This window comes from Cyanobacterium sp. (assembly GCF_054166785.1).
Genome location: NZ_JBSZCP010000029.1, coordinates 12,771 through 34,896 on the forward strand (window position 1 = coordinate 12,771; position 22,126 = coordinate 34,896).

General features: G+C 38.7%; 18 protein-coding genes. 8 read left to right on the top strand and 10 right to left on the bottom strand.

Features of this window, described 5'->3' with window-relative positions; all coding sequences use genetic code 11:
• Positions 1–27: 27 nt before the first annotated feature.
• The 3 genes from pgl to leuD form a co-directional block, all read right to left on the bottom strand.
• Positions 28–747: a 6-phosphogluconolactonase gene (gene pgl / locus ACXITR_RS05135; protein WP_457996157.1), complete on the bottom strand. Its 720-nt coding sequence runs from the start codon at positions 745–747 to the stop codon at positions 28–30.
• A 123-nt stretch (positions 748–870) separates the two neighbouring features.
• Complete coding sequence (dapB, locus tag ACXITR_RS05140; protein WP_457996158.1) at positions 871–1,698, bottom strand: 4-hydroxy-tetrahydrodipicolinate reductase; 828 nt, start codon at positions 1,696–1,698, stop codon at positions 871–873.
• 94 nt (positions 1,699–1,792) lie between these two features.
• Entirely contained in the window at positions 1,793–2,377 is a 585-nt protein-coding gene (leuD, locus tag ACXITR_RS05145; RefSeq protein WP_457996159.1) for a 3-isopropylmalate dehydratase small subunit, read from the bottom strand.
• 113 nt (positions 2,378–2,490) lie between these two features.
• On the opposite strand from leuD, the gene proA reads away from it, so the two are divergent.
• The 4 genes from proA to ACXITR_RS05165 all read left to right on the top strand — a co-directional run bounded on the left by proA (position 2,491) and on the right by ACXITR_RS05165 (position 7,603).
• The gene (proA, locus tag ACXITR_RS05150; protein WP_457996160.1) at positions 2,491–3,768 is read left to right on the top strand and encodes a glutamate-5-semialdehyde dehydrogenase; all 1,278 of its coding nucleotides are present in this window, start codon (positions 2,491–2,493) and stop codon (positions 3,766–3,768) included.
• A 143-nt stretch (positions 3,769–3,911) separates the two neighbouring features.
• Positions 3,912–4,304, top strand: coding sequence for a DUF3119 family protein (locus tag ACXITR_RS05155; RefSeq protein ID WP_457996161.1), 393 nt, complete (start codon positions 3,912–3,914; stop codon positions 4,302–4,304).
• 49 nt (positions 4,305–4,353) lie between these two features.
• Positions 4,354–5,805: a DUF3086 domain-containing protein gene (locus tag ACXITR_RS05160; RefSeq protein WP_457996162.1), complete on the top strand. Its 1,452-nt coding sequence runs from the start codon at positions 4,354–4,356 to the stop codon at positions 5,803–5,805.
• A 103-nt stretch (positions 5,806–5,908) separates the two neighbouring features.
• Positions 5,909–7,603 (top strand): ABC transporter ATP-binding protein/permease, encoded by a 1,695-nt coding sequence (locus ACXITR_RS05165; protein ID WP_457996163.1) that lies wholly within the window; start codon positions 5,909–5,911, stop codon positions 7,601–7,603.
• Positions 7,604–7,673: 70 nt separating this feature from the next.
• On the opposite strand, the gene ACXITR_RS05170 is transcribed toward ACXITR_RS05165, so the two are convergent.
• On the bottom strand, positions 7,674–8,078 hold the full coding sequence (locus ACXITR_RS05170) for a (2Fe-2S) ferredoxin domain-containing protein (protein WP_457996164.1): 405 nt from the start codon (positions 8,076–8,078) through the stop codon (positions 7,674–7,676).
• A 145-nt stretch (positions 8,079–8,223) separates the two neighbouring features.
• Here ACXITR_RS05170 and ACXITR_RS05175 point away from each other — a divergent pair, with 145 nt between their 5' ends.
• Positions 8,224–8,904, top strand: a complete 681-nt coding sequence (locus ACXITR_RS05175) for a glycoside hydrolase family 24 protein (protein ID WP_457996165.1) — start codon at positions 8,224–8,226, stop codon at positions 8,902–8,904.
• Between the two features lie 16 nt (positions 8,905–8,920).
• Here ACXITR_RS05175 and ACXITR_RS05180 read toward each other — a convergent pair whose 3' ends face one another.
• The 5 genes from ACXITR_RS05180 to ACXITR_RS05200 form a co-directional block, all read right to left on the bottom strand.
• A complete protein-coding gene (locus tag ACXITR_RS05180) occupies positions 8,921–10,240 on the bottom strand; it encodes an ATP-grasp domain-containing protein (protein ID WP_457996166.1) in 1,320 nt (439 codons plus the stop codon).
• 229 nt (positions 10,241–10,469) lie between these two features.
• Positions 10,470–11,495: a D-alanine--D-alanine ligase family protein gene (locus tag ACXITR_RS05185; RefSeq protein ID WP_457996167.1), complete on the bottom strand. Its 1,026-nt coding sequence runs from the start codon at positions 11,493–11,495 to the stop codon at positions 10,470–10,472.
• 212 nt (positions 11,496–11,707) lie between these two features.
• Positions 11,708–12,532, bottom strand: a complete 825-nt coding sequence (locus tag ACXITR_RS05190) for an O-methyltransferase (RefSeq protein ID WP_457996168.1) — start codon at positions 12,530–12,532, stop codon at positions 11,708–11,710.
• A 241-nt stretch (positions 12,533–12,773) separates the two neighbouring features.
• The gene (locus tag ACXITR_RS05195; RefSeq protein WP_457996169.1) at positions 12,774–14,111 is read right to left on the bottom strand and encodes a sedoheptulose 7-phosphate cyclase; all 1,338 of its coding nucleotides are present in this window, start codon (positions 14,109–14,111) and stop codon (positions 12,774–12,776) included.
• Positions 14,112–14,382: 271 nt separating this feature from the next.
• A complete protein-coding gene (locus ACXITR_RS05200) occupies positions 14,383–17,511 on the bottom strand; it encodes a DEAD/DEAH box helicase (RefSeq protein ID WP_457996170.1) in 3,129 nt (1,042 codons plus the stop codon).
• Between the two features lie 431 nt (positions 17,512–17,942).
• Here ACXITR_RS05200 and ACXITR_RS05205 point away from each other — a divergent pair, with 431 nt between their 5' ends.
• From ACXITR_RS05205 to rpmF, 3 genes are all read left to right on the top strand, one after another.
• A complete protein-coding gene (locus ACXITR_RS05205) occupies positions 17,943–19,724 on the top strand; it encodes an ABC transporter ATP-binding protein (protein WP_457996171.1) in 1,782 nt (593 codons plus the stop codon).
• Between the two features lie 205 nt (positions 19,725–19,929).
• On the top strand, positions 19,930–21,081 hold the full coding sequence (locus ACXITR_RS05210; protein WP_457996172.1) for a cysteine desulfurase family protein: 1,152 nt from the start codon (positions 19,930–19,932) through the stop codon (positions 21,079–21,081).
• A 67-nt stretch (positions 21,082–21,148) separates the two neighbouring features.
• The gene (rpmF, locus tag ACXITR_RS05215; protein ID WP_069790316.1) at positions 21,149–21,325 is read left to right on the top strand and encodes a 50S ribosomal protein L32; all 177 of its coding nucleotides are present in this window, start codon (positions 21,149–21,151) and stop codon (positions 21,323–21,325) included.
• 57 nt (positions 21,326–21,382) lie between these two features.
• Here the strand turns inward: rpmF and ACXITR_RS05220 are convergent, their stop codons facing one another.
• Positions 21,383–21,940 carry a hypothetical protein gene (locus ACXITR_RS05220; RefSeq protein ID WP_457996173.1) on the bottom strand — a complete coding sequence of 186 codons (558 nt, stop codon included), beginning with the start codon at positions 21,938–21,940 and terminating at the stop codon, positions 21,383–21,385.
• Positions 21,941–22,126: the final 186 nt, after the last annotated feature.

Sequence of the window (22,126 nt, forward strand, 5' to 3'; positions counted from 1 at the left end):
AAAAGCATCTTTTTTGCCTAAATCTGTTTAGATGATTTTTAATTCTCCTTGGGCATCACTATCGATAAACCAAATTAATTCCCCTTGGGGTTGAATCATATTACTAGGATAGGCCTTTGGGTTACAATCTTCACTGAATACTTGTTGCAGGGCATTTTGTTTATTGCTTCCTGACACTAGAAAGATAACACAATGGGAGGCGTTGATGAGGGGGGCGGTAAAGGTTAGTCTAAGACTCTCTTCTTTGTTGCCTACGGTGACTAAATTTTCCGTATTTTCAAGGGCTTTGGTATGGGGAAAAAGGGAAGCGGTGTGTCCATCATCTCCCATACCCAGTAAAATAATATCGAAGGATGGAAAGCCTTGGGGAGCGTTAAAAAAATCTCTAATTTCTTGGTCATGTTTTTGGGCATCCCCCTGGGGATTTGTACCCGTGGTGGGCATGGGGTGAATATTTTGGGGGGGGATATTTACTTTATCTAGCCATGCTTCTTTGCTCATTTTTTGGTTACTGTCGGGGTGAGTCGGTGGCACATAACGCTCGTCTCCCCAGAATACATGGATTTTATCCCATGATAACTCCCTGAGGGCGATCGCCTCGTAAATGGGTTTTGGGGTGCTACCCCCTGCAAGGGCGATGGTACAAATTCCTTTTTTAGTAATGGTATCTTGGATTTTGTCAATGATAAATTCTTGGGCAGAGGCGATTAAGGCACTCTTACTAGGGAAAACTTTTACTTCACTCATAACAATATTGTTAACTTCAAATCCTAGGTTAATTCATTTTTTGGATTTATTTTAAGTGAAAACTTTTTCTTGATAATGAGGTGCTACAAATATTTGTTGGCGGGCATTGCCCACCCTACCCCATTAGATGATTTTTTCTAATCCATAAACTAGGGATTTTAATTCGGTAATTTTACGGATAGATAAAAGAACCCCTGGCATATAACAGGAGCGATCGCTGGTATCATGTCTAAGGGTGTAAATCTGTCCTGCGGCACCGAAAATGATTTCTTGGTGGGCTATTAACCCGGGGAGACGCACACTATGGAGGCGGATATTATCACCGCACACACTACCCCTTGCCCCTTCTATCTGCTCGGTTTCTTCTACTTGTTGGGGGTTATAGGTTTTTCCCATTCCTGAAAGCATTTCGGCGGTTTTAATGGCTGTACCACTGGGGGCATCAGCTTTTTGGTTGTGGTGAAGTTCGATGATTTCTACATGGTCAAAATATTGGGCGGCTTGGATGGCGGCTTGTTGCATTAAGACGATACCGATGGAAAAGTTGGGAATAATTAATACTCCTGTACTGGCTTTTTCGGCAAAATCCGCTAGATCATTGATTTGTTTGGGGCTTAATCCCGTTGTACCAACCACAGGACGTATTCCATAGGCGATCGCACTGCGCACATTTTCATATACACTGTCAGGGTGGGTAAAATCTACCATTACCCCTTGAGTTTTATGCTGGGTAGCCAATACTAATACCCCTTCTAAATCATTCATGATAGGCACTTCTAAAGCACCACATCCAGCCACTTCTCCTACATCTTGACCTAACACCCCAGGATTTTGATCGATGGCACCCACTAGCATCATATCATCACTAGAGGCGATCGCCTTTACCACTTCCTTACCCATTTTCCCTGCTGCACCGTTGACTACCACAGGAATTAAATTATCTTGACTCATAAAAATAGTAAAAATTAGTAACTAAATATCATATTTGACCATACCACCCACTTTAAACCCTCAGAAAAATAATTATCGGAGGGTGAATTAAGGTTTACCAAGCAACGTAGGGAAGTTTGGTAGCGGTTTCTTGGATTTGAGAAATATTTTTAGTAAGTAAACCGCAAGTATCCCATTTCCCAGAAACTAACATACTTCTAGCTCCCGAGTCCATTTTTACACTACTGCTATACCGTCCACATTTGACGTGCATATCTTCTAAATCTAAGGTCATATTGACATCGGGATTTTCCTTGAGGAGGTTTTGAATGCTTTTAATGTTGGCAGAGGAGGTGGTAACACAGGGTACTCCCATGGTAAGACAGTTTCCCAAAAATATCTCAGCAAAACTTTCCCCTACAATAGCATCTATACCCCAACGGGCGATCGCCTGGGGCGCATGTTCACGACTCGAACCACAACCAAAGTTAGCGTTTACCACCAAAATTTTAGCATTTTGATACTGGGGTAAATTGAAGGGATGATCCCGATTAGAAGCCCTATCATCGGCGAAGGCTTGTTCTCCTAAACCATCGAAAGTGACACAACGCAAGAAACGAGCGGGGATAATTCTATCGGTATCAATATCATTTCCCACCAGGGGGATTCCTTTACCAGTTACGATTTTTCTTTCACTCATACTTTTAGGCAATTGACAATTGACAATTGACAGTTAAAAATTAATATAATGTCTATTTTTAGTTGTAATTGTACACTGTTCCTTGTACATCTTAAACTGTTACCATTGATTTTATGAAGGAAATTGCCCAAAAAACTCGTACGGCGGCGCAACAATTAGCGATCCTTTCTAGCTCGGCTCGTAATCAAGCCCTAGAGGCGATCGCACAAGCTCTCGAAAAACATCAAAAAGAGATTATTGATGCCAATAATGCCGATTGTAGTGCCTCTGAGGGGGTAATTTCTAAGGCACTCTCTGCCCGTTTACTATTAGGGGAAAATAAGTTAAAAGGGGCGATCGCAGGGGTGCGTGATGTGGCAAAATTAGCTGATCCCCTCGGCACTCTCACCCTCCACAGAGAACTGGATCAAGGATTAATTCTACGCCGTGTTAGTTGCCCTTTAGGGGTGTTAGGGGTCATTTTTGAGGCGCGCCCCGATGCTCTCATTCAAATCACCAGCTTGGCAATAAAATCGGGCAATGGAGTAATTTTAAAAGGGGGTAAGGAGGCGATCAATACTTGTTCTACTTTAGTGAAAATAATTCACCAAGCCCTTAGTCAGACGGAAGTTAGCCCCGATGCAGTGCAACTTTTAACCACCCGAGAGGAAATTAAAACCCTTCTCTCCCTCGATGAATATGTAGATTTAATTATTCCCCGTGGCTCTAACGAATTTGTCCGTTACGTACAGGAAAACACCAAAATTCCCGTTTTAGGTCATGCTGACGGTATCTGTCATCTTTTTATCGATGAATACGCCGATTTAGATAAGACCATTCCTGTGACGGTGGATGCCAAAACCCACTATCCCGCTGCTTGTAATGCCATTGAAACTTTATTAGTACATCGTGCGATCGCCCCTAAAATATTACCATCCCTTGCCCAAGCCCTTACAGATAAAGGAGTTGCCCTGAAAGGGGATGACATTACCCAAACCATTATCCATTGTGAAACAGCCACCGAAGAAGACTGGCGCACCGAATACAGCGATTTGATTCTATCTATCAAAATTGTAGATGATTTACCAGAGGCGATCGCCCATATCAACAATTATGGCTCAAAACATACCGATGGCATCATCACCGAAAACCAAAATAATGCAGAAACCTTCCTTAACCAAGTCGATGCCGCTGGGGTATATCATAATTGTTCCACCCGTTTCGCCGACGGCTTCCGCTATGGCTTCGGGGCAGAAGTAGGCATCAGCACCCAAAAAATGCCCCCCAGAGGGCCCGTGGGTTTAGAAGGATTAGTTACCTATAAATACAAACTCACAGGGAATGGAGACATTGCAGACACCTATAGCGGGAATGATGCAAAACCTTTTACCCATAATGATTTATGGAAATAATATCTTAAACTCTACGAAAATTTAAAACTAACTTCCCCCCTTATCAAGGAGGGCTAGGGGGATCAAATACCTATTACTAACAAAGGGCTTATATCTTAATTAACTGATTTCGGTAGAATTGAGGAAAGAAATTTTTAATTAATATGAATATCAATCAGACTCCATCGAAAATATCTGAAACCATCGAATTAACTCCTAATTTTAAAATCCCCATCTTTATTATTATCAGTGCCTTTCCTCTGATACTTCTTCAACCCGTATTAGGGGCAGTTATCGCTTTATTTGGTATATTTTTAACTATTCAAACTACCCAAATTAAATTAAAATTTGCTCCTGATACCCTAGAAGTATATAGAGGAGAAAAAATGATTAGGTCATTTCCCTACGCAGAATGGGAAAATTGGGAAATTTTTTGGCAACCAATTCCTATTTTGTTTTACTTTAAAGAGGTTAAGAGTATTCACTTTTTACCCATTATCTTTGATCCTAAAACCTTACGAGATTGTTTAGAAAAATGTTTTCCTAAAACTAATTAAAAACACAAATTAATAACTGTAAGCTATTTATATTAACAATTTATTTACTATGTCAGAAACAGATAAAAATAACCTTCAAAATAATATAGAAGATACCTTCGGTAATGATGATGATTTATGGGATAACCAGTCAACAGAAGCAGGAAATTTGCCCAACTACGACTTTGAGGAAAAACAGGAATTAGAAACATCTATGGAAAATAACTCCGATGAATCTAGGGAAGAGGAAAAAGAAATAGTTAGCGCTTCTATTTTTGAAGAAGAATCCATCGATGATGAGGAATTAACGACTCCTTCACTAGAGGAATCAAATCAGGAAATAGAAACACTATTAGAGGAGGATAATCAAGAATCAGTACCTCAAATAGTAGAGGAAGCTCTATTGCTAACAACAGAAAATCTAATACAGGATGGGAGTACCATTGATGAAAAACAAAACGGCATCGAAAACATCAATGATGAAAGTTTATCAAAAGAATCCCTAGATGAAATTGTATCCTCTGATAGTGAAAATAATACCCTTCAAAATACCCAAGAGACAGAAAGTTTACATAGTCAAAAAGAAATTCTGCTCTGCGAAATACAAATTCTTTTAACAAAAAAAGAGCAACTAATTCAAGAACAACAAGAAACCACTAAAAATATTAGTATTTTAGTTCAAGAAAGTTTAAAAGCCCTTGAGGATAAAAAGCAAAACTTAGAAGTTGCGGTACAAAAATTAGAGCGTCGTAAAGAAAGAATAGAAAAGGAAATGAAAACTACTTTTTCGGGGGTTTCTCAAGACTTAGCTATTAAAGTGCAAGGTTTTAAAGATTACTTAGTGGGTAGTTTACAAGATTTAGCCATTGCCGCTGAACAACTTGATCTTAATACCAATAGTAATATGGATTCATGGGAAACTGACAATAGCCCTCAACCCATAGTTAGTAGCGTTAACGATAACCTTAATCCTCAATTTGTGGAAAAAAGTTTTAAGGATGAAACCCGTATTATTCGTAGTTTAATTGATCAATATCGTACCCGTCCAGATTATTATGGCCCTTCTTGGCAGTTACGACGCACTTTTGAGCCAATCCACGCGGAAAGGGTATCTAATTGGTTTTTTACCCAAGGAGGTAGGGGTGCATTAAAGAGTATGACATCAAGGTTACAAAATATTCTTGTGGCCTCTGCTATCATTTCGATATTATCACAGTTATATGGCGATCGCACTAGGGTCTTAATTTTATCCGATACCCCAGAAAAACTAGGGGAATGGCGTAGAGGATTACAAGATTGTCTCGGTATTTCTCGGGCAGACTTTGGGCCAAATAGAGGAGTCGTTTTATTTGAAACATCGGAAGCCCTATGTCAAAAAGCAGAGAGAATTATGGATGATAAAGACTTACCCTTGGTGATTATGGATCAAAATGAAGATAGAGTAAATCTTTCCCTATTACAATTTCCCCTTTGGTTAGCATTTGCCCCTGAAAAACCAGTATCTAGTTACGATTATTTCTAAAATAAATCAGGGGTTGATAGAAAAGTTGAGTCATGGGGTTAGGCAATGGTGACATAACCATCAATTTTGTGAATAACATCATCAATGAATACCATTAAATTAAATGAACAAAAAAGTCAATCTAAACATTTTTAAAAAATTCTGGAATATCGCCCGATTATACTGGTTAGGGGAAGAAAAAAAAGGAGCTTTTACCCTTTTAATATTATTAGGATTACTACTGATTGGCTATACCCAATTAAGTGTTTTATTAAACCGCAATCAAGGAGAATTAATCTCCACATTAGCGGCTAAAGATGAGGCTCTTTTTTGGAGTGCCGTTAGGTCATTTTTAACTGTATTAGTAATTTATGTTCCCCTTTTTGCCAGTTTTTCCTACGTGCAAAGAAAACTCGGTTTATATTGGCGAAAATGGTTGAGTGAGCATTTTTTGGGGCGATACTTTGCTAACCGTTCATTTTATCAGTTAACCGCAAAATATAAAGAAATTGATAACCCAGACCAACGAATTTCTGAAGATATAAGGGGTTTTACCCAAGATTCTCTGCTTTTTTTGCTTGTAATCGTACAATCAGTTTTACAGGTAATTGCTTTTAGTGCTGTTTTATGGGCTATTTCTCAGCAATTAGTTATATTTTTATTAGTATATGCGATCGCAGGTACCATTATTACTACGGGAGTATTTGGAAAAAAATTAATTAACCTCAACTTTGCCCAACTGAAAAAAGAAGCAAACTTCCGTTTTGGCTTAGTAAGAGTCAGGGAAAATAGTGAATCCATTGCCTTTTATCAAGGGGAAAAACAAGAAGAAAATCATCTCAATAATTTATTTAATGACTTATACCAAAACTTTAATTCTCTAATTATTTGGCAAGAATTGTACTTAGGATTATTTGTTAACACATTTGAATTTTTACCCTACGTAATACCAGCCATAGTAGTAGCCCCTAGCGTACTATCAGGAGATTTAGAAGTAGGAAAAGTTAGCGAAGCCACAGGGGCTTTTGCCAGAGTCTTTTTCTCCTTAAATATTATCGTTAGTCGCTTCCAATCCTTAACCAGTTTTGCCGCAGGGGTGAATCGTTTATCGAGTTTTTCTGAATTTTTAAAACCTGAAAACGAAATTAACATTGATAGCAAAACTAAACCCACCATCGATACCATTACAAACGGTAAACTAGCCACCAAAGAATTAACTCTACAAACCCCCAATTATCAAAATACTCTCTTTAATAATCTTTCCCTCGAATTGCCCCCCCAACAAGGGTTATTAATCATGGGTAGTAGCGGATGCGGAAAAAGTTCCTTTCTAAGGGCTATTGCGGGTTTATGGAATTCTGGTACAGGGGTAATTTATCGTCCAGAATTAGATGAAATGCTTTTCTTGCCCCAGCGCCCTTATATGATAATAGGTACCCTAAGACAACAATTAACTTATCCTAGCCTAGACAAATTTATTAGTGATCAAGAATTACAAGAGATTTTAGACATAGTAAATTTACCTGATTTAGCCAGTCGATTCGGTGGTTTTGACATAGAAAAAGACTGGGGAGAATTATTATCATTAGGAGAACAACAAAGGGTTGCCTTTGCTAGAATCTTTATTAACAAGCCTAAGTACGTGATTTTAGATGAAGCCACCAGTGCCTTAGATATTGATAATGAAGCTCGTTTATATCACCATTTAACCTTACAAAAAATCACTTATATTAGTGTAGGACACCGTGAAAGTTTAAAAAATTACCATCAATCAATGATTAAATTTAACGACGATAAATCCATCGCCCTAGAAACATAAAATGGTGTCAGGTATCAAATTGAAACTTTCTCCTACTTACCCTCAAGAAAACTAACTTTTTGGGTTATTTTTACGATACTTCCATGGGTGATTGCGAGGGTTGAGATAGGTTTTTTTGGTGAAATGCGTACTCCTCAACAATTTCATTATTGATAAGGTGCTTTTGGATAATTTCTTCAATAACCTCTGGGGTAGCATTTCGATACCATACCCCCTCAGGGTAAACCAACATAATTGGGCCATCACAACAAACCCGAAGACAATCCGCTTTAGTCCGAAAAACACAGGTTTTCCTCTCAGCATTAGGACTATCTAAGCCTAATTCTTTTAGTCTTGTTTTGAGATACTTCCAAGATTTAAGACTATCTTCTTTATTACAACATTTAGGTTTAGCTTGATCACAACATAAAAAAATATGACGGTCAATGGAATTTAAATGTAATTTTTCAATCATCGGAGAGAGTTTATTAAGCATCACCAAAAGTAGCTCCTAAATTTTACAAAGAATTAAGAGAGGTAAACCGTAACATTTATTTATCAATTTATGTTAAAAAAGGATGGAGCAAAAAATCAATGATAGTATGACTAACCTGACAAATTCCAGACCAAATAAAGTATTTATGATTAGTAAAAATATCCTTAAAACGTTTATCTTATTACTTATTTTATTGGGGATAGGAAGAATATTAATCAGGGATAGAGAACCACAATTAAGACGGGCAGGACAACAAATCATTTCCAATATTACCCAAAATTATAATATAAAGCCCCTAGAAATGGAAGAAGGTAATCCTTACATTAGAGCCTTAATGCGCACCATCAGTGCCTCAGAAGCTAATTCCGATCGCCCTTATCATATCCTATATGGTGGTCGTCACATCGACAATCTTAAACAACATCCAAATCAATGTATTACCATTGCCAATGGGCCCAATAGGGGAAAATGTTCCACCGCCGCAGGAAGGTACCAATTCTTAAACACCACATGGGCAGAAAAAGCCCATCTTTATCACCCCCGCCCCTCTGGTTTTCTGCGTAAAAATTATAGTTTTGAGCCTATTTATCAAGACCAAGTGCTATATAGTTGGCTTAGGGATACCAACGCTTGGGGGGGTAATGACATCACCAAATTACTAGAACAAGGACAAATAGACACCGTCTTAGAGCTACTCTCTCCCACTTGGACAAGTTTAGGTTATGGTATTGAAAACAACTCTATTACTCGAAGTTTACCTAATATCTATAAAAAAATGTTAGAAGAAGAGTTGATGAATGCAGGATCTTCTTATTTTTTAGATTAGAAAAATCCCGTGTAGTCTAGTCTCCTGCGGACTCTACCAGTTTACCAATATTAAAATCAATTTTCACCCATGGTTTCCCCTTTAACAAATTACCAAAAATCAATAAAGGAATCTGCCAATGATGCACCATTAAAAATGGTAAAGGATCTTGCCAACAAAAAATTCCATCCTGTCCATTAATTATTCCTTGCCACCATCGAGATAAATCCTTAAAACTGCGTATCCCCGTCAAACGCCATAACTCATGATAAGTCCAAAAAGTGGGTTTACTACTTTCTAGGGGAGTAATGGGGGCATCATCTCCATCATTTACATAAGCATCCGCCACCAAGGAATGATTGTAAAACATGGAAATAGCCGAATGGGTACGGGGATTACACTCGATGGGATATACCGTCCCATCATTCGTTTGAATAAAATCAAAGGAAATTTGTCCAGTCAAATTTAACGCCTTTACAAACTCCTTAACCCAATCATAAATCTTCTGATTATCCACTTGTGTATAATTTACTTGAAAATGGGAAGACTCTGAGCAACAATGAAGCCGAATTTTGCCATGACGCACCGTGCTATGGGTGCAATACTCCTGCCCCGTAATAAACTGTTGCATCACCCAAGGATTTTCCTCGCTGATGGGTAAACTACGCACATATTCCTCCATACCTTCAAAAGGAAATTGCGTCATATTGAGCCGATAAACCGAATCATATTTAATACTTTTTAAAATATATTTATGGTTATTTTTACTAAAATCAAAATCTAAAATTTGTTCAATATTTGTAATTAAATAGGAAGCAGGGGAAGTTAAACCCAAATCAGAAGCCTTCTGACATAAATTTGCCTTATCATCTAAGATCAAAGTAGTTTCTATATCAAAATGTAATACTTCACAATAGGGAGACAATACCATTTTTGCCACCGAATCATAATAACTCGCCACGGGGCTAGAAACAGGGATAAAAACATCTACATTTTCCCGTTTCACAATGTCCAATAAACCATCAATATAACCCTCCTTATCTTTGACAGGATTGGGAATAGTATAAAATTTATCTACAGCTACAGAAAAACGATGTCCCGATAACCAATATTTATGGGTTTCCACTAATATAACCCGATGCCCTGCATTATAAAATGACCTTGCCAGTTGTAGGGCTTTTGTCATCTTTCCCCCTGTTAAAAGGATGGTTTTAGGATTGTTATTGACAGTCTTTTGTTTAAATGGAGCGGAAAATGTATTAATAATTGAGGCTATTAAAACCAGAGTTAAATTAAATGGTAAAGCTAGTTTTAATAATGCTAGGGTACCGAGACTTTTAAAAGTATTTGAAAACATTGTTTGTGAATGAAGGATAAATAGGGCTTGATGATAAAGTCAATTCGTTAAGGTAAGGAATGGGGAATAAGCAATGATTTTTTGCTCTAATTTATTGAGATATTTGGCAAGGGAAGTCGGGATATTTAGGCAAGGGGCTTAAGCCCTTTGTTAAGAAAAATTTGAATAAAAATAAAACTAATTTCACCAATTTACTTATTTATTAATCCTTGCATATTTCCCAAAAATATTATTGCTTCTTAAATCTTTGTACCCCATTACACCACACATCAAAGATTACCGACTCTAAATTTTCTCCCTTTGCCACCAACATTCTGGAAATCATGCTGATATGACTAAAAGCCCAAAATAAACCAGCTTCCAATAAGTAAGGCTCATTAGTATCTTGGTGTACCCTAAAATCATAGAGGGAATAATCTCGACAACCGATCGCACCGTGGGCTTTAATGGCTGCTAAACTTAACTTAGTTTCTAATTCTGGGGTAAGGTGCGCTGGGCAAACTGCTTCTACTTTGGGTTGAGAAGGTTGTTTTTCTGGCATCCCATCTTCTTCTAACTGTAATTTTTCAGTGGTGGTGCGGATGGGATTAGCTTCACTGACTAAATATTCAATCATAGGTAAAACTTCTAACTTATTATCCCTCTCAATTACCGCCACCCGAATCTCTCGCCCGGGGATATATTCTTCTGCCAAAAGTTGATTATCGTATTGAAAACCAAGTTTTAAAGCATTCTCAATCTGACTTTCATCTTTTACAAGGGTGATGCCTAGGGAATTATCTTCCCGATTGGGTTTAATGATAAAAGGCGGTTTTAACTGCACCTTATCTCCCTGTTTCAAAAGTTGAGCTTCGGCTACTAATACCCCATTAGCGCTTACAATGTCTCTGGTATGGGCTTTGTTGGTGGCAAGGGCGGTACAGGAGGATTTTGAGCCTACCACGGGTAAGCCTAACATATCCTCAAAAAAGCCCCTTACAGTGGTCATCCCTGGCTCACAAAATAAGTGAGGTACTACCACATCTACGGATGGTAATTCTTGGAGAAAGTCGGATAGAGGTTTAGGGGTGCTGAGGTTGCTTAATGAGTCGCCCTGTTGCCAAAAACCATCGGGATGCACTAGGGCATAATAGGGTTTCACACAGGGGGGTTGTGCAACTTCTTTGAGATAAAGCAAGGAAAGTTTATCGTAAAAATCGGACACCAAAGAGCCTCCGATATGTAATACTTTTAAGGGTTTTTCTGATGTAAACATTGAAAATTAAGTAAAAAAGTAGATTTTGCTCACTTTTTGAGCTTCTGAAGATTGATAAATTACATTAGCTTTTATTGGGTTTTGTTTCCTCAACCCAATGTAAAAATTTTGAGTAAGTAGGCATCATTAAATCGATTTAGGCAATAAATAACAAGGGGCTTAAGCCCCTTGCCTGATAATCTCACGAAGCTAATTATTACCTTCCATTTCCTTTAGTTAACTCGAATGACGGTTAAACCATCCCGCAGGGGCAATAATACCTGTTGCACTCGCTCATCTTGGGCTACCATTTGATTAAATTCATGGATGGCTTGACCATTTTCGGTGCGTTTAGATTCGGGCAAGTAAACTTGTCCTTGATATAGGGTGTTATCTACAACAATTAAGCCCCCTGGAGTTATCAATTTTTTGTCTAGTAATAAACTAAAATAGTCTTTGTATTCCTTCTTGTTGGCATCAATAAACACTAAGTCGAAATTTTTGCCATCTTGGACTAATTCTGCCATGGTATGGAGAGCAGGGGCTACTTTGACGGTGATTTTTGAGCCGTGGGGGGAGTGGGAAAAACACTCTTGGGCAAATTTGGCTACATATTCATCTACTTCACAGGCGATTACTTTGCCATCATCGGGGAGGGCTTCTGCCATAGCGAGGGCGGAATAACCTGTAAACATTCCAATTTCGAGGATGTTTGTTGCTCCCAACATTTTGACGAAAATCTGTAACATTTGCCCTTCAATATGCCCTGAGAGCATCTCTTGCTCTAGTTCAAAGGCAGTTTCACCCTCGGCAAATAGTTTGCTCCAGTCTGCTTGGGCAGTTTTCTGGGCGAGGTTGGCGAGCGCCCCTGATTGGGTGCTGGATACCTGAGCTAAATAGGGTTCTAGGTTGGCGGCGAATTCGTAGGCTTCTTGCAACTCATTGACTAACCCAGAAGATTCCTGAATATCCTTTGCATTTTGTAATATTTTTTCTAATTTTTCTACTAAAATGGCTAACGGTGCGATCGCCCTTGGTTTATTTACGGTTACGGACATAGGACTACTCCAATATTTGTAATGTTAATGAATATATGGCGTTGGTGAATTAGGGTATGATTTTTAGTGTAGTTCGGCAAACTGTTTCCCGTTCTTTATTCCCATATCTACTAAATTTTGCATTTTCTTAACAAAAGCAGATTTAAAAACCCACCTTTGTTAAGATCAGATTAAGGTTTCAGATGGTTGGAAGAAGATTAGTAAGGGCGATCGGACGGCAATCAGAACAACCCTCACAATCCTATTCTAAACCAAGATCTCTGAGATACATCTGCTCTCCTGCACCTTGATTAGGTAATTGGGAGCAGTACTTTTTATGGGCAACCACCGCTTGATTAAGTAAATCAGGTTCAACCTCTTGAACATAGTCACAAGCCCCGATGGTGGTAGGTAAAGGCGCCCATAGTCCTCCATCACCCCGTTTACGACGCATATTTTTCTGACCATCTACCATAATCTGAGTATCTTCGAGGATAGGATGAAACACCGATAACCCTAATTTACTAGATAAATTAATGATTCTTTGGCACTCCTCTTGACTTAACCAGCCCAACTCTTGAGCTAAAGTTGCGCCAAATGCCATCCCAATGGTAACAGCATGACCGTGCATTAACTTAACCGCAGGTTCAAAACGAGGACTCCAAGTATGTCCATAGGCATGGGGTCTATCCTGATAGGTTTCAAACATATTTGTTCCTTCATGCTTCATATAAGCATAAAGAGCCTTGTAGATCATTAAATCAGCTATTTTTTCCAGTTCCTCACTAGCATCAACCGTGGCAAACCGAGTTCTAATTAACTCTTGCCCATAGTCCTCTAATAGCTCAAATAATTCCTTATCATCAGTTACCGCCATCTTGATAATTTCCGCCATACCGTTACGAATATGACCCATATCTAGGGTAGCGAAAAATTGACGATCCACTAAAGTTAACACAGGGGGATGATATACCCCAATGCTGTTTTTAAACTGAGTTCCATTGGTACAAGTACGGGGAGAAGGGCCTGCATCAATGGCGGCAATGATGGTAGTACCAATCATGATATAAGGGGTGCGACGATGTTGTAGCGCACAGGCTAAACCAGCCACATCACTCAATACACCGCCTCCGATGACCAATACAGGCTCATTGCGAGATACATCACAACCGTCTTTGCCTAAAAAAGCGAGGATACGATGGACTGTTTCTGGGGTTTTATCACTTTCCCATGCCCTTACTACCATTAATTCTAAGGGGATTTCTTGGGCTTGGAAATAACCTTCTATTTTCTCTCCATACAACTGGGCTACGGTTTGATCTACCACCGCAACACAACGACTGCGAGGGCGATAAATGTTGGCAAGGGTATGGTTAGATAAGGCAAAAATATCTTTAACTACTTTTACCTCTGATTTTAGTTGATATACCGCTGTTACCTCAAAGGATAGACCCTCTTCACCAGTGGTGATCTGACCTGAACCTGTGTACCATTCGGAGGTACGATATTTTTCTTCGTGGGGGCGCCAAATTACTGTTTTATCATCTTCTTTGAGATTTTCGGCTAGGGCGCCGTTGCCCATGGTTGAATCTCTCATCATTGGGAACGAACTTTTTATTTCACTAGAAACCATGACTTTTTCAATCCTTATTGTTGACTGAATAGCCCGAAACCTCAGAGGTTTATCTATTCTGGCTACTATCCTACACAATATTTTTAAGATTGTAAAGAAATGTGAAAATAAATATTAAGAAATTAATACTTTTTTTCAGGTTGTACTGGATTTATACAAAAAAATGATCCCAACGCAACGAACAATGGGCTTAAGCCCATTGCCAAAAACAATAATTAAAAATGATATTTGATGAGATTTATAAAACAGCGTTACGATCTAGTACCAGTAGATTTCGTAGTTGATCGCTGTCTAAATCAGTTAACCATTCTTCGCCACTGTTGATGGTTTGCTCTGCTAGTTGTTTTTTGCTTTCAAGAATATCGTTAATTTTTTCTTCTAATGTTCCACTACAAACGAACTTATGCACCTGTACATTTTGGGTTTGCCCGATGCGAAATGCCCTATCGGTGGCTTGATTTTCTACGGCGGGATTCCACCATCTATCGTAATGGAAGACATGGTTTGCTTTGGTTAGGTTTAGCCCTGTACCCCCTGCTTTGAGGGATAAAATAAAGATTGGGGGCCCTTGGGGGTCATTTTGGAAACGATCAACCATTTCTTGGCGTTTTTCTATTTTGGTGCTTCCTGAAAGGAACATTACATCTACCCCTAATTTCTTTTCTAGGTAGGGTTGTAATAAGTTTCCCCATTCGGTAAATTGGGTAAAGATTAAGGTGCGATCGCCCTCTGCCACTACTTCCTCAAGCATTTCTTCTAACCGTAACAGTTTCCCAGAACGTTGTTCAAAATCTAACCTATCCTCCTTCAGAAAATGGGCAGGATGATTACAAACTTGCTTCAACTTCATTAACAAAGTTAACACTAAACCATGACGCTGAATGCCTTTACTATCATTGATTTTAACCAAAGAATCATCCACCAAGGTTTGGTATAGGTGCGCTTGCTCTGGAGATAACCCACAGTAAACATTCATTTCCTGCTTTTCGGGCAAATCCTGAATAATATTTTTATCGGTTTTCAAGCGTCTTAAAATAAATGGCTGAACCAAAGAGCGTAGGGTTTTCAGAGAATCTTGATCCCCATATTTCTCGATGGGCAAAGTAAAACGTCGTTGGAAAAACTGCTGTGTACCCAAATAACCCGGATTCAAAAACTCCAAAATTGACCATAATTCAGAAAGACGATTTTCCACAGGAGTACCCGTTAATGCAATGCGAAAATCTCCATCCAATTGACGAATAGCTTGAGTTTGTTTTGCTTGGGGATTTTTAATATTTTGAGCCTCATCTAAAATTACCCCTTGCCAGTCCACTCCTTTCAAACCATCCAAATCACGAAACACAAGGGCATAGCTAGTAATAATTACATCATATTTTTTTGCCTCCTTTACAAAGGTTTTACCCTTATGGCGTTGCTCTCCGTGGTGAATTAAAGCCTTTAAATTAGGGGCAAATTTTTGAATTTCCCTCGCCCAATTATTCATTACCGAAGTGGGACAAACAATAATACAAGGTTTATTTAATAATTTATCTTGTTTTAGCCGTAACAAAAAGGCAATTAATTGGATAGTTTTACCCAAACCCATATCATCCGCTAAACACGCTCCTAAATTCCATTTTTCAAGAAAATAAAGCCAACTAAAACCAGCTTTTTGATACTCTCGCAAATCCCCTTTAAAGGTTTTAGGAGTGGGTAAAATTTTGATTTTTTGATAGTCGTTAACACTATTTATTAATTCTGATAATGCCCCACTACTTTCAAAGGAAACTACGGGTAATTTCGCAATGGTTTCTCCATTTCCGCCACTCAGGCGCAAAGCATCTTCTACGGTTAAATTAATGTTATTATTAGCTTGATCTAAAATGTCTTGGGCTGCCTTTACATCCGCTGGTTGCAAGGCTAACCATTGTCCATCTACTTCGACGATGGGGGATTTTTGGGCTAAAAGATTTTGAAATTCTTTGTTAGTTAAAATCTTATCTCCGACGGCAACTTTTAGATTGTAGTTTAGTAAACTATTGAGGTTTAAACGCTCTCCTTTTTTCAGGTTTACTTTGGCTTCAATTTTTACCCCTAAACGTTTTTCCCCCGCCCCTTCTGCTAAACCTTCGGGTAAAATAACCCCCAAACCATTATCTTGTAATTGCCATACTGAACTACGAATAAATTGATAAGCGTCGATGGCATTTAATTGACAATAATTAGGCATGGAATTTTCCAAACTTTTTGCCACCAAAGGATAAATTTTTGAAGCTAAACCTAATCCTTTTAAAAGAATTTCTTGGGGGTTTTCTATGGTGCGATCATCTATTTCTAAGTCGGGATGGGAATGTTGCCAAATTTGCTCCGATGGCACTAAAAATTCGGGGTTATCAATGGCTTGTAAATAGTAGTCTAATTTCCAGTTATCATAGTTATTTTCTGATGGGGCTGGGGGGTTTAATTTAAAACAAATACGATATTGTTTTTTTGATAGTTGAAAGTCGGAGGTAATTAAATTATCTTGAATGGGTAATGTCCAATGGTCAAAGGCCATTTTTAGACGTTTACTTTCTGTGGATGGTAAATCACAATGGTTGATGTCTATTTCAGCGAGGGAATTTAACCAAGGTTCGATGGTTATGTCATTGGCTATGGGATTGGGTTGTTCGAGGAGTTGTCTAATTTGTAAGTCAACAATGTTAGTGAGAAAGTCTAAAATTAATTCTTGAGGATTAATGGTGGGAGATTCTTCCGATTCTACATAGCAACGGCATAAAGATGGCATGGTTTGCACAAATTTAGTTAGCCTAATCTGGTCTATATTACTATCTAGTAAAGGTTGCCAAAAGCTCTTGTTATGATCATCGATGGTTGGAAGAAATTTTTGACGACAAATTAAGTCTAAACTCCATCTATATACATGACTCCAAAATCGTAAGTCTGAGCCGATATATTCTTCGTTATTGAGGGGGATTTGTTGCAAAAAGCTGATGGTATCGAGAAAGTTTAGTTTGATTCCTTCTACTTTCCAAGGGTACAAAATAACGGTACTTAATTTGTTTTCGATGGCGACAAATTGTTCATAGAGTAGGGGAACAACGGTTTTTGATCTTGGTTTTTTCTGGACGGGGAATAAAACTAATTCTTTATGTTTTCCTTTATTTTTATCAAAGGTTTGGTTATCAATGGAATCGGGAACTAATTTATATTTTTGAAGGGTGGAGATGAGATCATCTAATGATTGACTTTGGAAAGGATAGTTATAAATATTTCTGGTTTGTAGATCGTATTTTTCTGTGCCTAATTGTTTCCATTCTTCATTCCAAATAAAGAAGTATTTAAAGTGATTTTTAACAATAAAACTACCACGCAAAATTGACATATTATTTTAGTTTTTAAAAAATAGATATATAAACTCAGATTAGCTTTTACCGATGAGATAGTTAATAAGTAATCTAGGTTTGAAGGTTACAAAAAATAAGATTTTAGTTATGATAAATAAACGATCTGTTTTTTATTAAGATAAAAACTATAATAGTTCACCATGGGACGTTAATAATTAATATCAATTTCCCTTTTTTGTGTTCTAATATGTATTAATATCAGGCTTGGTAAATACTTACGGTGTATGATCTAATACGATTGGTAAGAAATTTTGCCATGAATTTTCATTTTACCACCATGGAGGATGATTGATCATTCTGTTTTAAAAAGATGAAAGGGTTGCAATGGGAGAAGACTGCTTTTTTTTGTTGAATTTCTCTACAATAGGAGGAGGTAGCATTTTTGCTAAGTGTAGTTATTTCTCAAATTATGACCTCTAAATCTAGTACCCCCCTTTCACGATTATTAGAATATTCTCCGAAATACCGTGGTTTGATTTATCGTGCGGTTATTTGTTCGGTGTTAAATAAGATTTTTGATTTGGCTCCTCCTGTGTTGATTGGGGCGGCGGTAGATGTGGTGGTGCAGAGGGAAGACAGTGCGATCGCACAGTTCGGTTTTGAGAGTGTTTTTTCTCAACTACTAGCATTAACGGTGTTATCGGTGATAGTTTGGTCGTTGGAGTCTTTGTTTCAATATGCTTATGAGCGTTTATGGCGTAATTTAGCCCAAAATATTCAGCATGATTTACGCTTAGATGCCTATGGTCATATCCAGAATTTGGAGTTAGAATTTTTTGAAAATAAAAGCACCGGGCGTTTACTGTCTGTGTTAAATGATGATATTAACCAGTTAGAAAGATTTTTGGATGTGGGAGCCAATGAAATTTTACAGGTGATTACCACGGTAATTATTATTGGTTTGGCTTTCTTTATTCTTACCCCTACCACCGCTTGGATGGCCATTGTGCCTATTCCCATTATTATTTGGGGTGCGATCGCCTTTCAGAAGTTTCTTGAGCCTTTATACGGTGATGTGAGGGAGAAAGTAAGTCTTCTTAATAGTCGTTTGAGTAATAATCTTAGTGGCATTACCACCATCAAAAGTTTTACTACCGAAACCTATGAAGTAGAGAGGGTAAGGGCTGACAGTGAGGCCTATCGTCGTAGTAACCAAAGGGCGATCGCCTATAGTGCTGGTTTTGTTCCCCTGATTCGTCTTGTTATCTTGGCTGGATTCACCAGTATCCTTTTATTTGGCGGTTTACAAGTGGAAGCAGGTACTTTGGCGGTGGGTACTTATAGTGTACTGGTATTCATGACCCAACGCCTACTATGGCCCCTAACAAGGCTGGGGCAAACCCTTGATTTATACCAAAGAGCCATGGCTTCTACCACCAGAGTCATGGGGTTATTAGATACTCCCATCCAAATCCATTCAGGAGAAATTCCCCTTGCCCATACCCAAGGAGAAATTTATCTTAAAGACGTTACCTTCTCCTACCTAGAAAGGGAGCCTGTTTTAAAAAATCTTAATCTCCACATTCCCGCAGGGGAAACCACCGCCATAGTCGGCTCGACGGGTTCGGGGAAAAGTACCATTATTAAATTACTACTCAGACTCTACGAAATTAACTCAGGGGTGATTACCCTCGATGGTATTAATATCCAAGATATTGTACTTTACGACTTGCGCAAAGCTATGGGTTTGGTGAGTCAAGATGTCTTTCTTTTCCATGGTAGCGTTAGGGAAAATATTGCCTATGGTAGCCCCGATGCCACGGAAGAGGATGTTATTTCGGCGGCTAAAAATGCAGAAGCCCATGAATTTATTATGGAGTTACCCCAAGGTTACGATACGGTGGTGGGTGAAAGGGGACAAAAACTGTCGGGGGGGCAAAGACAAAGGTTATCCATCGCTAGGGCTATTCTCAAAAATCCCCCTATTCTTATCCTTGATGAAGCTACTTCCGCCGTTGATAATGAAACCGAAAGTGCGATCGCCCGTTCTTTACAATATATTACCAAAGGTCGTACCACAATTATGATCGCCCACCGTCTTTCTACCATTCGCCATGCTGACTGCATCTATGTCATGGAAAGGGGCAAAATTATTGAACAGGGTAAACATGAAGAATTAATCGCCCACAATGGTATTTATAAAAACCTATGGCAAGTACAAACAGGGGAACAGTTGGTAATGGAGAGTTAATATTTTTGGCGTTACTGATTTTAGGTATGATTTCTCATGGAGGTGGGCAATGGTAATAATATTTTGAATAGTAAGTTATTTGAATAATTCAAGTATATTTCATATCGCAATTAAGCAATCCCATATTTTCTTTCGAGAACAAAGTGTGGGGCTTCTCGCCAATGAGCTAAAATGGTAAGAGAAACTAAATCGTCGATTCCCTTCTATGCAGATTTACCTTGATTCCTGTGCCACTACTGCCCCTCGTATGGAAGTGATTAGTTTGATGCAGGAAATTTTACAAAAAGGATGGGGTAATCCTTCTAGTTTGCACAGTTGGGGAGAAAGGGCTACTTTGGCATTGGAAAAAGCTAGATGGCAGGTTGCTTCTTTTATTAATGCACCATCCCCCGATTCTATCATTTTCACCTCAGGAGGCACAGAAGCGGATAATTTGGCCGTTTTTGGCATTACATCCCTGTATCCTACTCCTCAACATATCATTATATCTGCAGTGGAACACAGTGCGATCGCCCTTCCCGCCGAGATGTTAGAAAAAAAAGGATGGCAAATAACCCGTTTACCAGTAAATCGTCAAGGGAGAGTAAATCCCCAAGACTTAGAAAAAGCCATTCAAAATAATACCGTTTTAATATCCGTCATTTATGGACAAAGCGAAGTTGGCACCATTCAACCCATCAAAAAACTAGCCACCATTGCTAAAAATCAGGGGGTTTTATTCCATACCGATGCGGTGCAAGTGGCAGGGCGATTAACCATCGATGTGGAAGATTTGGGAGTAGATTTATTATCCCTCTCTGCCCATAAATATTATGGTATCCAAGGGGCAGGGGCTTTATATGTCCGTGAAGGGGTAAGCATAGAACCTCCTAACGGTGGCGGCGGACAGGAAAAAGGGTTAAGATCTGGTACACAGGCATTAAGTGCGATCGCATCTATGGGTTTAGCATCCCAACTCGCCCAAAAAGAATTAGAGTCCGAAAGCCTTAGACTCAGAGAATTACGAGATTATTTATTTGAAATCCTATCCCCATCTCCCCATTTGACCATTACAGGGGATTTATTGCACCGTTTACCCCACCACGCCAGTTTTCTCATAAAATCCGATTCAGAGCAACTCACGGGGCGAAAAATGGTCAGAGAATTAAATTTTGCGGGGATTGGAATCAGTGCAGGATCAGCCTGTAACAGTGGTAAAAGTAAACCATCAAATACCCTCCTCGCCATGGGTTATGGGGAAGATGAAGCCATCAAAGGTATTAGAATTAGTTTAGATCGCTACACCACAAAAGAAGATATAGAATGGACAGCCATGGTGATACAGCAAATTATAGATAATAAAATTGCCATGGTATAGCAACTATGGTTAAAATGGTAGGGTTGTGTAAATGTAAAAATTTAAGTATAAATATTATTTAAAAGATATGGCAGTACCTAAGAAGAAAACATCTAAATCTAAAAGAGATCAACGTAAAGCCCATTGGAAAAGAAAAGCTAAATTCCAAGCAGAAAAAGCTCTATCATTAGGAAAATCCGTTTTAACTGGCAATTCCAACAGTTTTGTTTATCCTACCAAAGACGAAGACGAAACCGAAGAGTAAGATTTGTGTGACGAGGGGCGTAGTATTTACGTCCCTATTTTTTTGTGTTTATCAAACTTAGTTTGTCATGGTTAAAGCCGTGGCAATCGCCCAAGCATCAATTAACAACAAGAAAAAAGTAAACCCCAACAAAAAGAAGTACATCCAAGGTTGGGCAAGAGGATAAATGTCGGTGGTATCAATACCCGTTTTACTTTGCACAATGCGCACCATCTTTGCAAATCCAGCCACTCTCATGGGTAATAAGTAAGCACGATCGCCCTTTTCCGTAGTAAAATAATATACCATCCCTCCCTGTCCTGTGGTACGCATCTTTAAGGCTTTTACTTCATTCCATGGCAAACTCCAACCCCTACGCCAAATAGGTTTTGCCCAGTTAGGATAAGTAACTTTAATGCCTTCTTCATCTAAAATCACCCTTTCTGTCATAACGGTATAAACCAAAAAAGCCCCCAAAACTAAACCTATCCAAAATAACCATTGGGGAATGGGTAAGGTGGTTGTTTTCGCTAAAAAAGGTAAGGGGGTTGTGAGGGCAAAATATAAACTTAGTAGAGTAATTCTAATTAGGGGAGAAATACGAAAAATATTTATGGTAGAGTTATGGTAATTCATGGGATAGATATTTTTTAGTGTAGATATTAGTCTTTATCAAAGCTCATTGACACTCCCACCACTAAGTTCCTTACGTCGCTATAGTGGGGGATTCTTGGTTCACGGACTCGCCGTTAGACGACAGGTTTACACCAATCGCCCAAGAGGGAAAATCTCCCCAAGCGTATGTTCCCGTATGCCCTACGG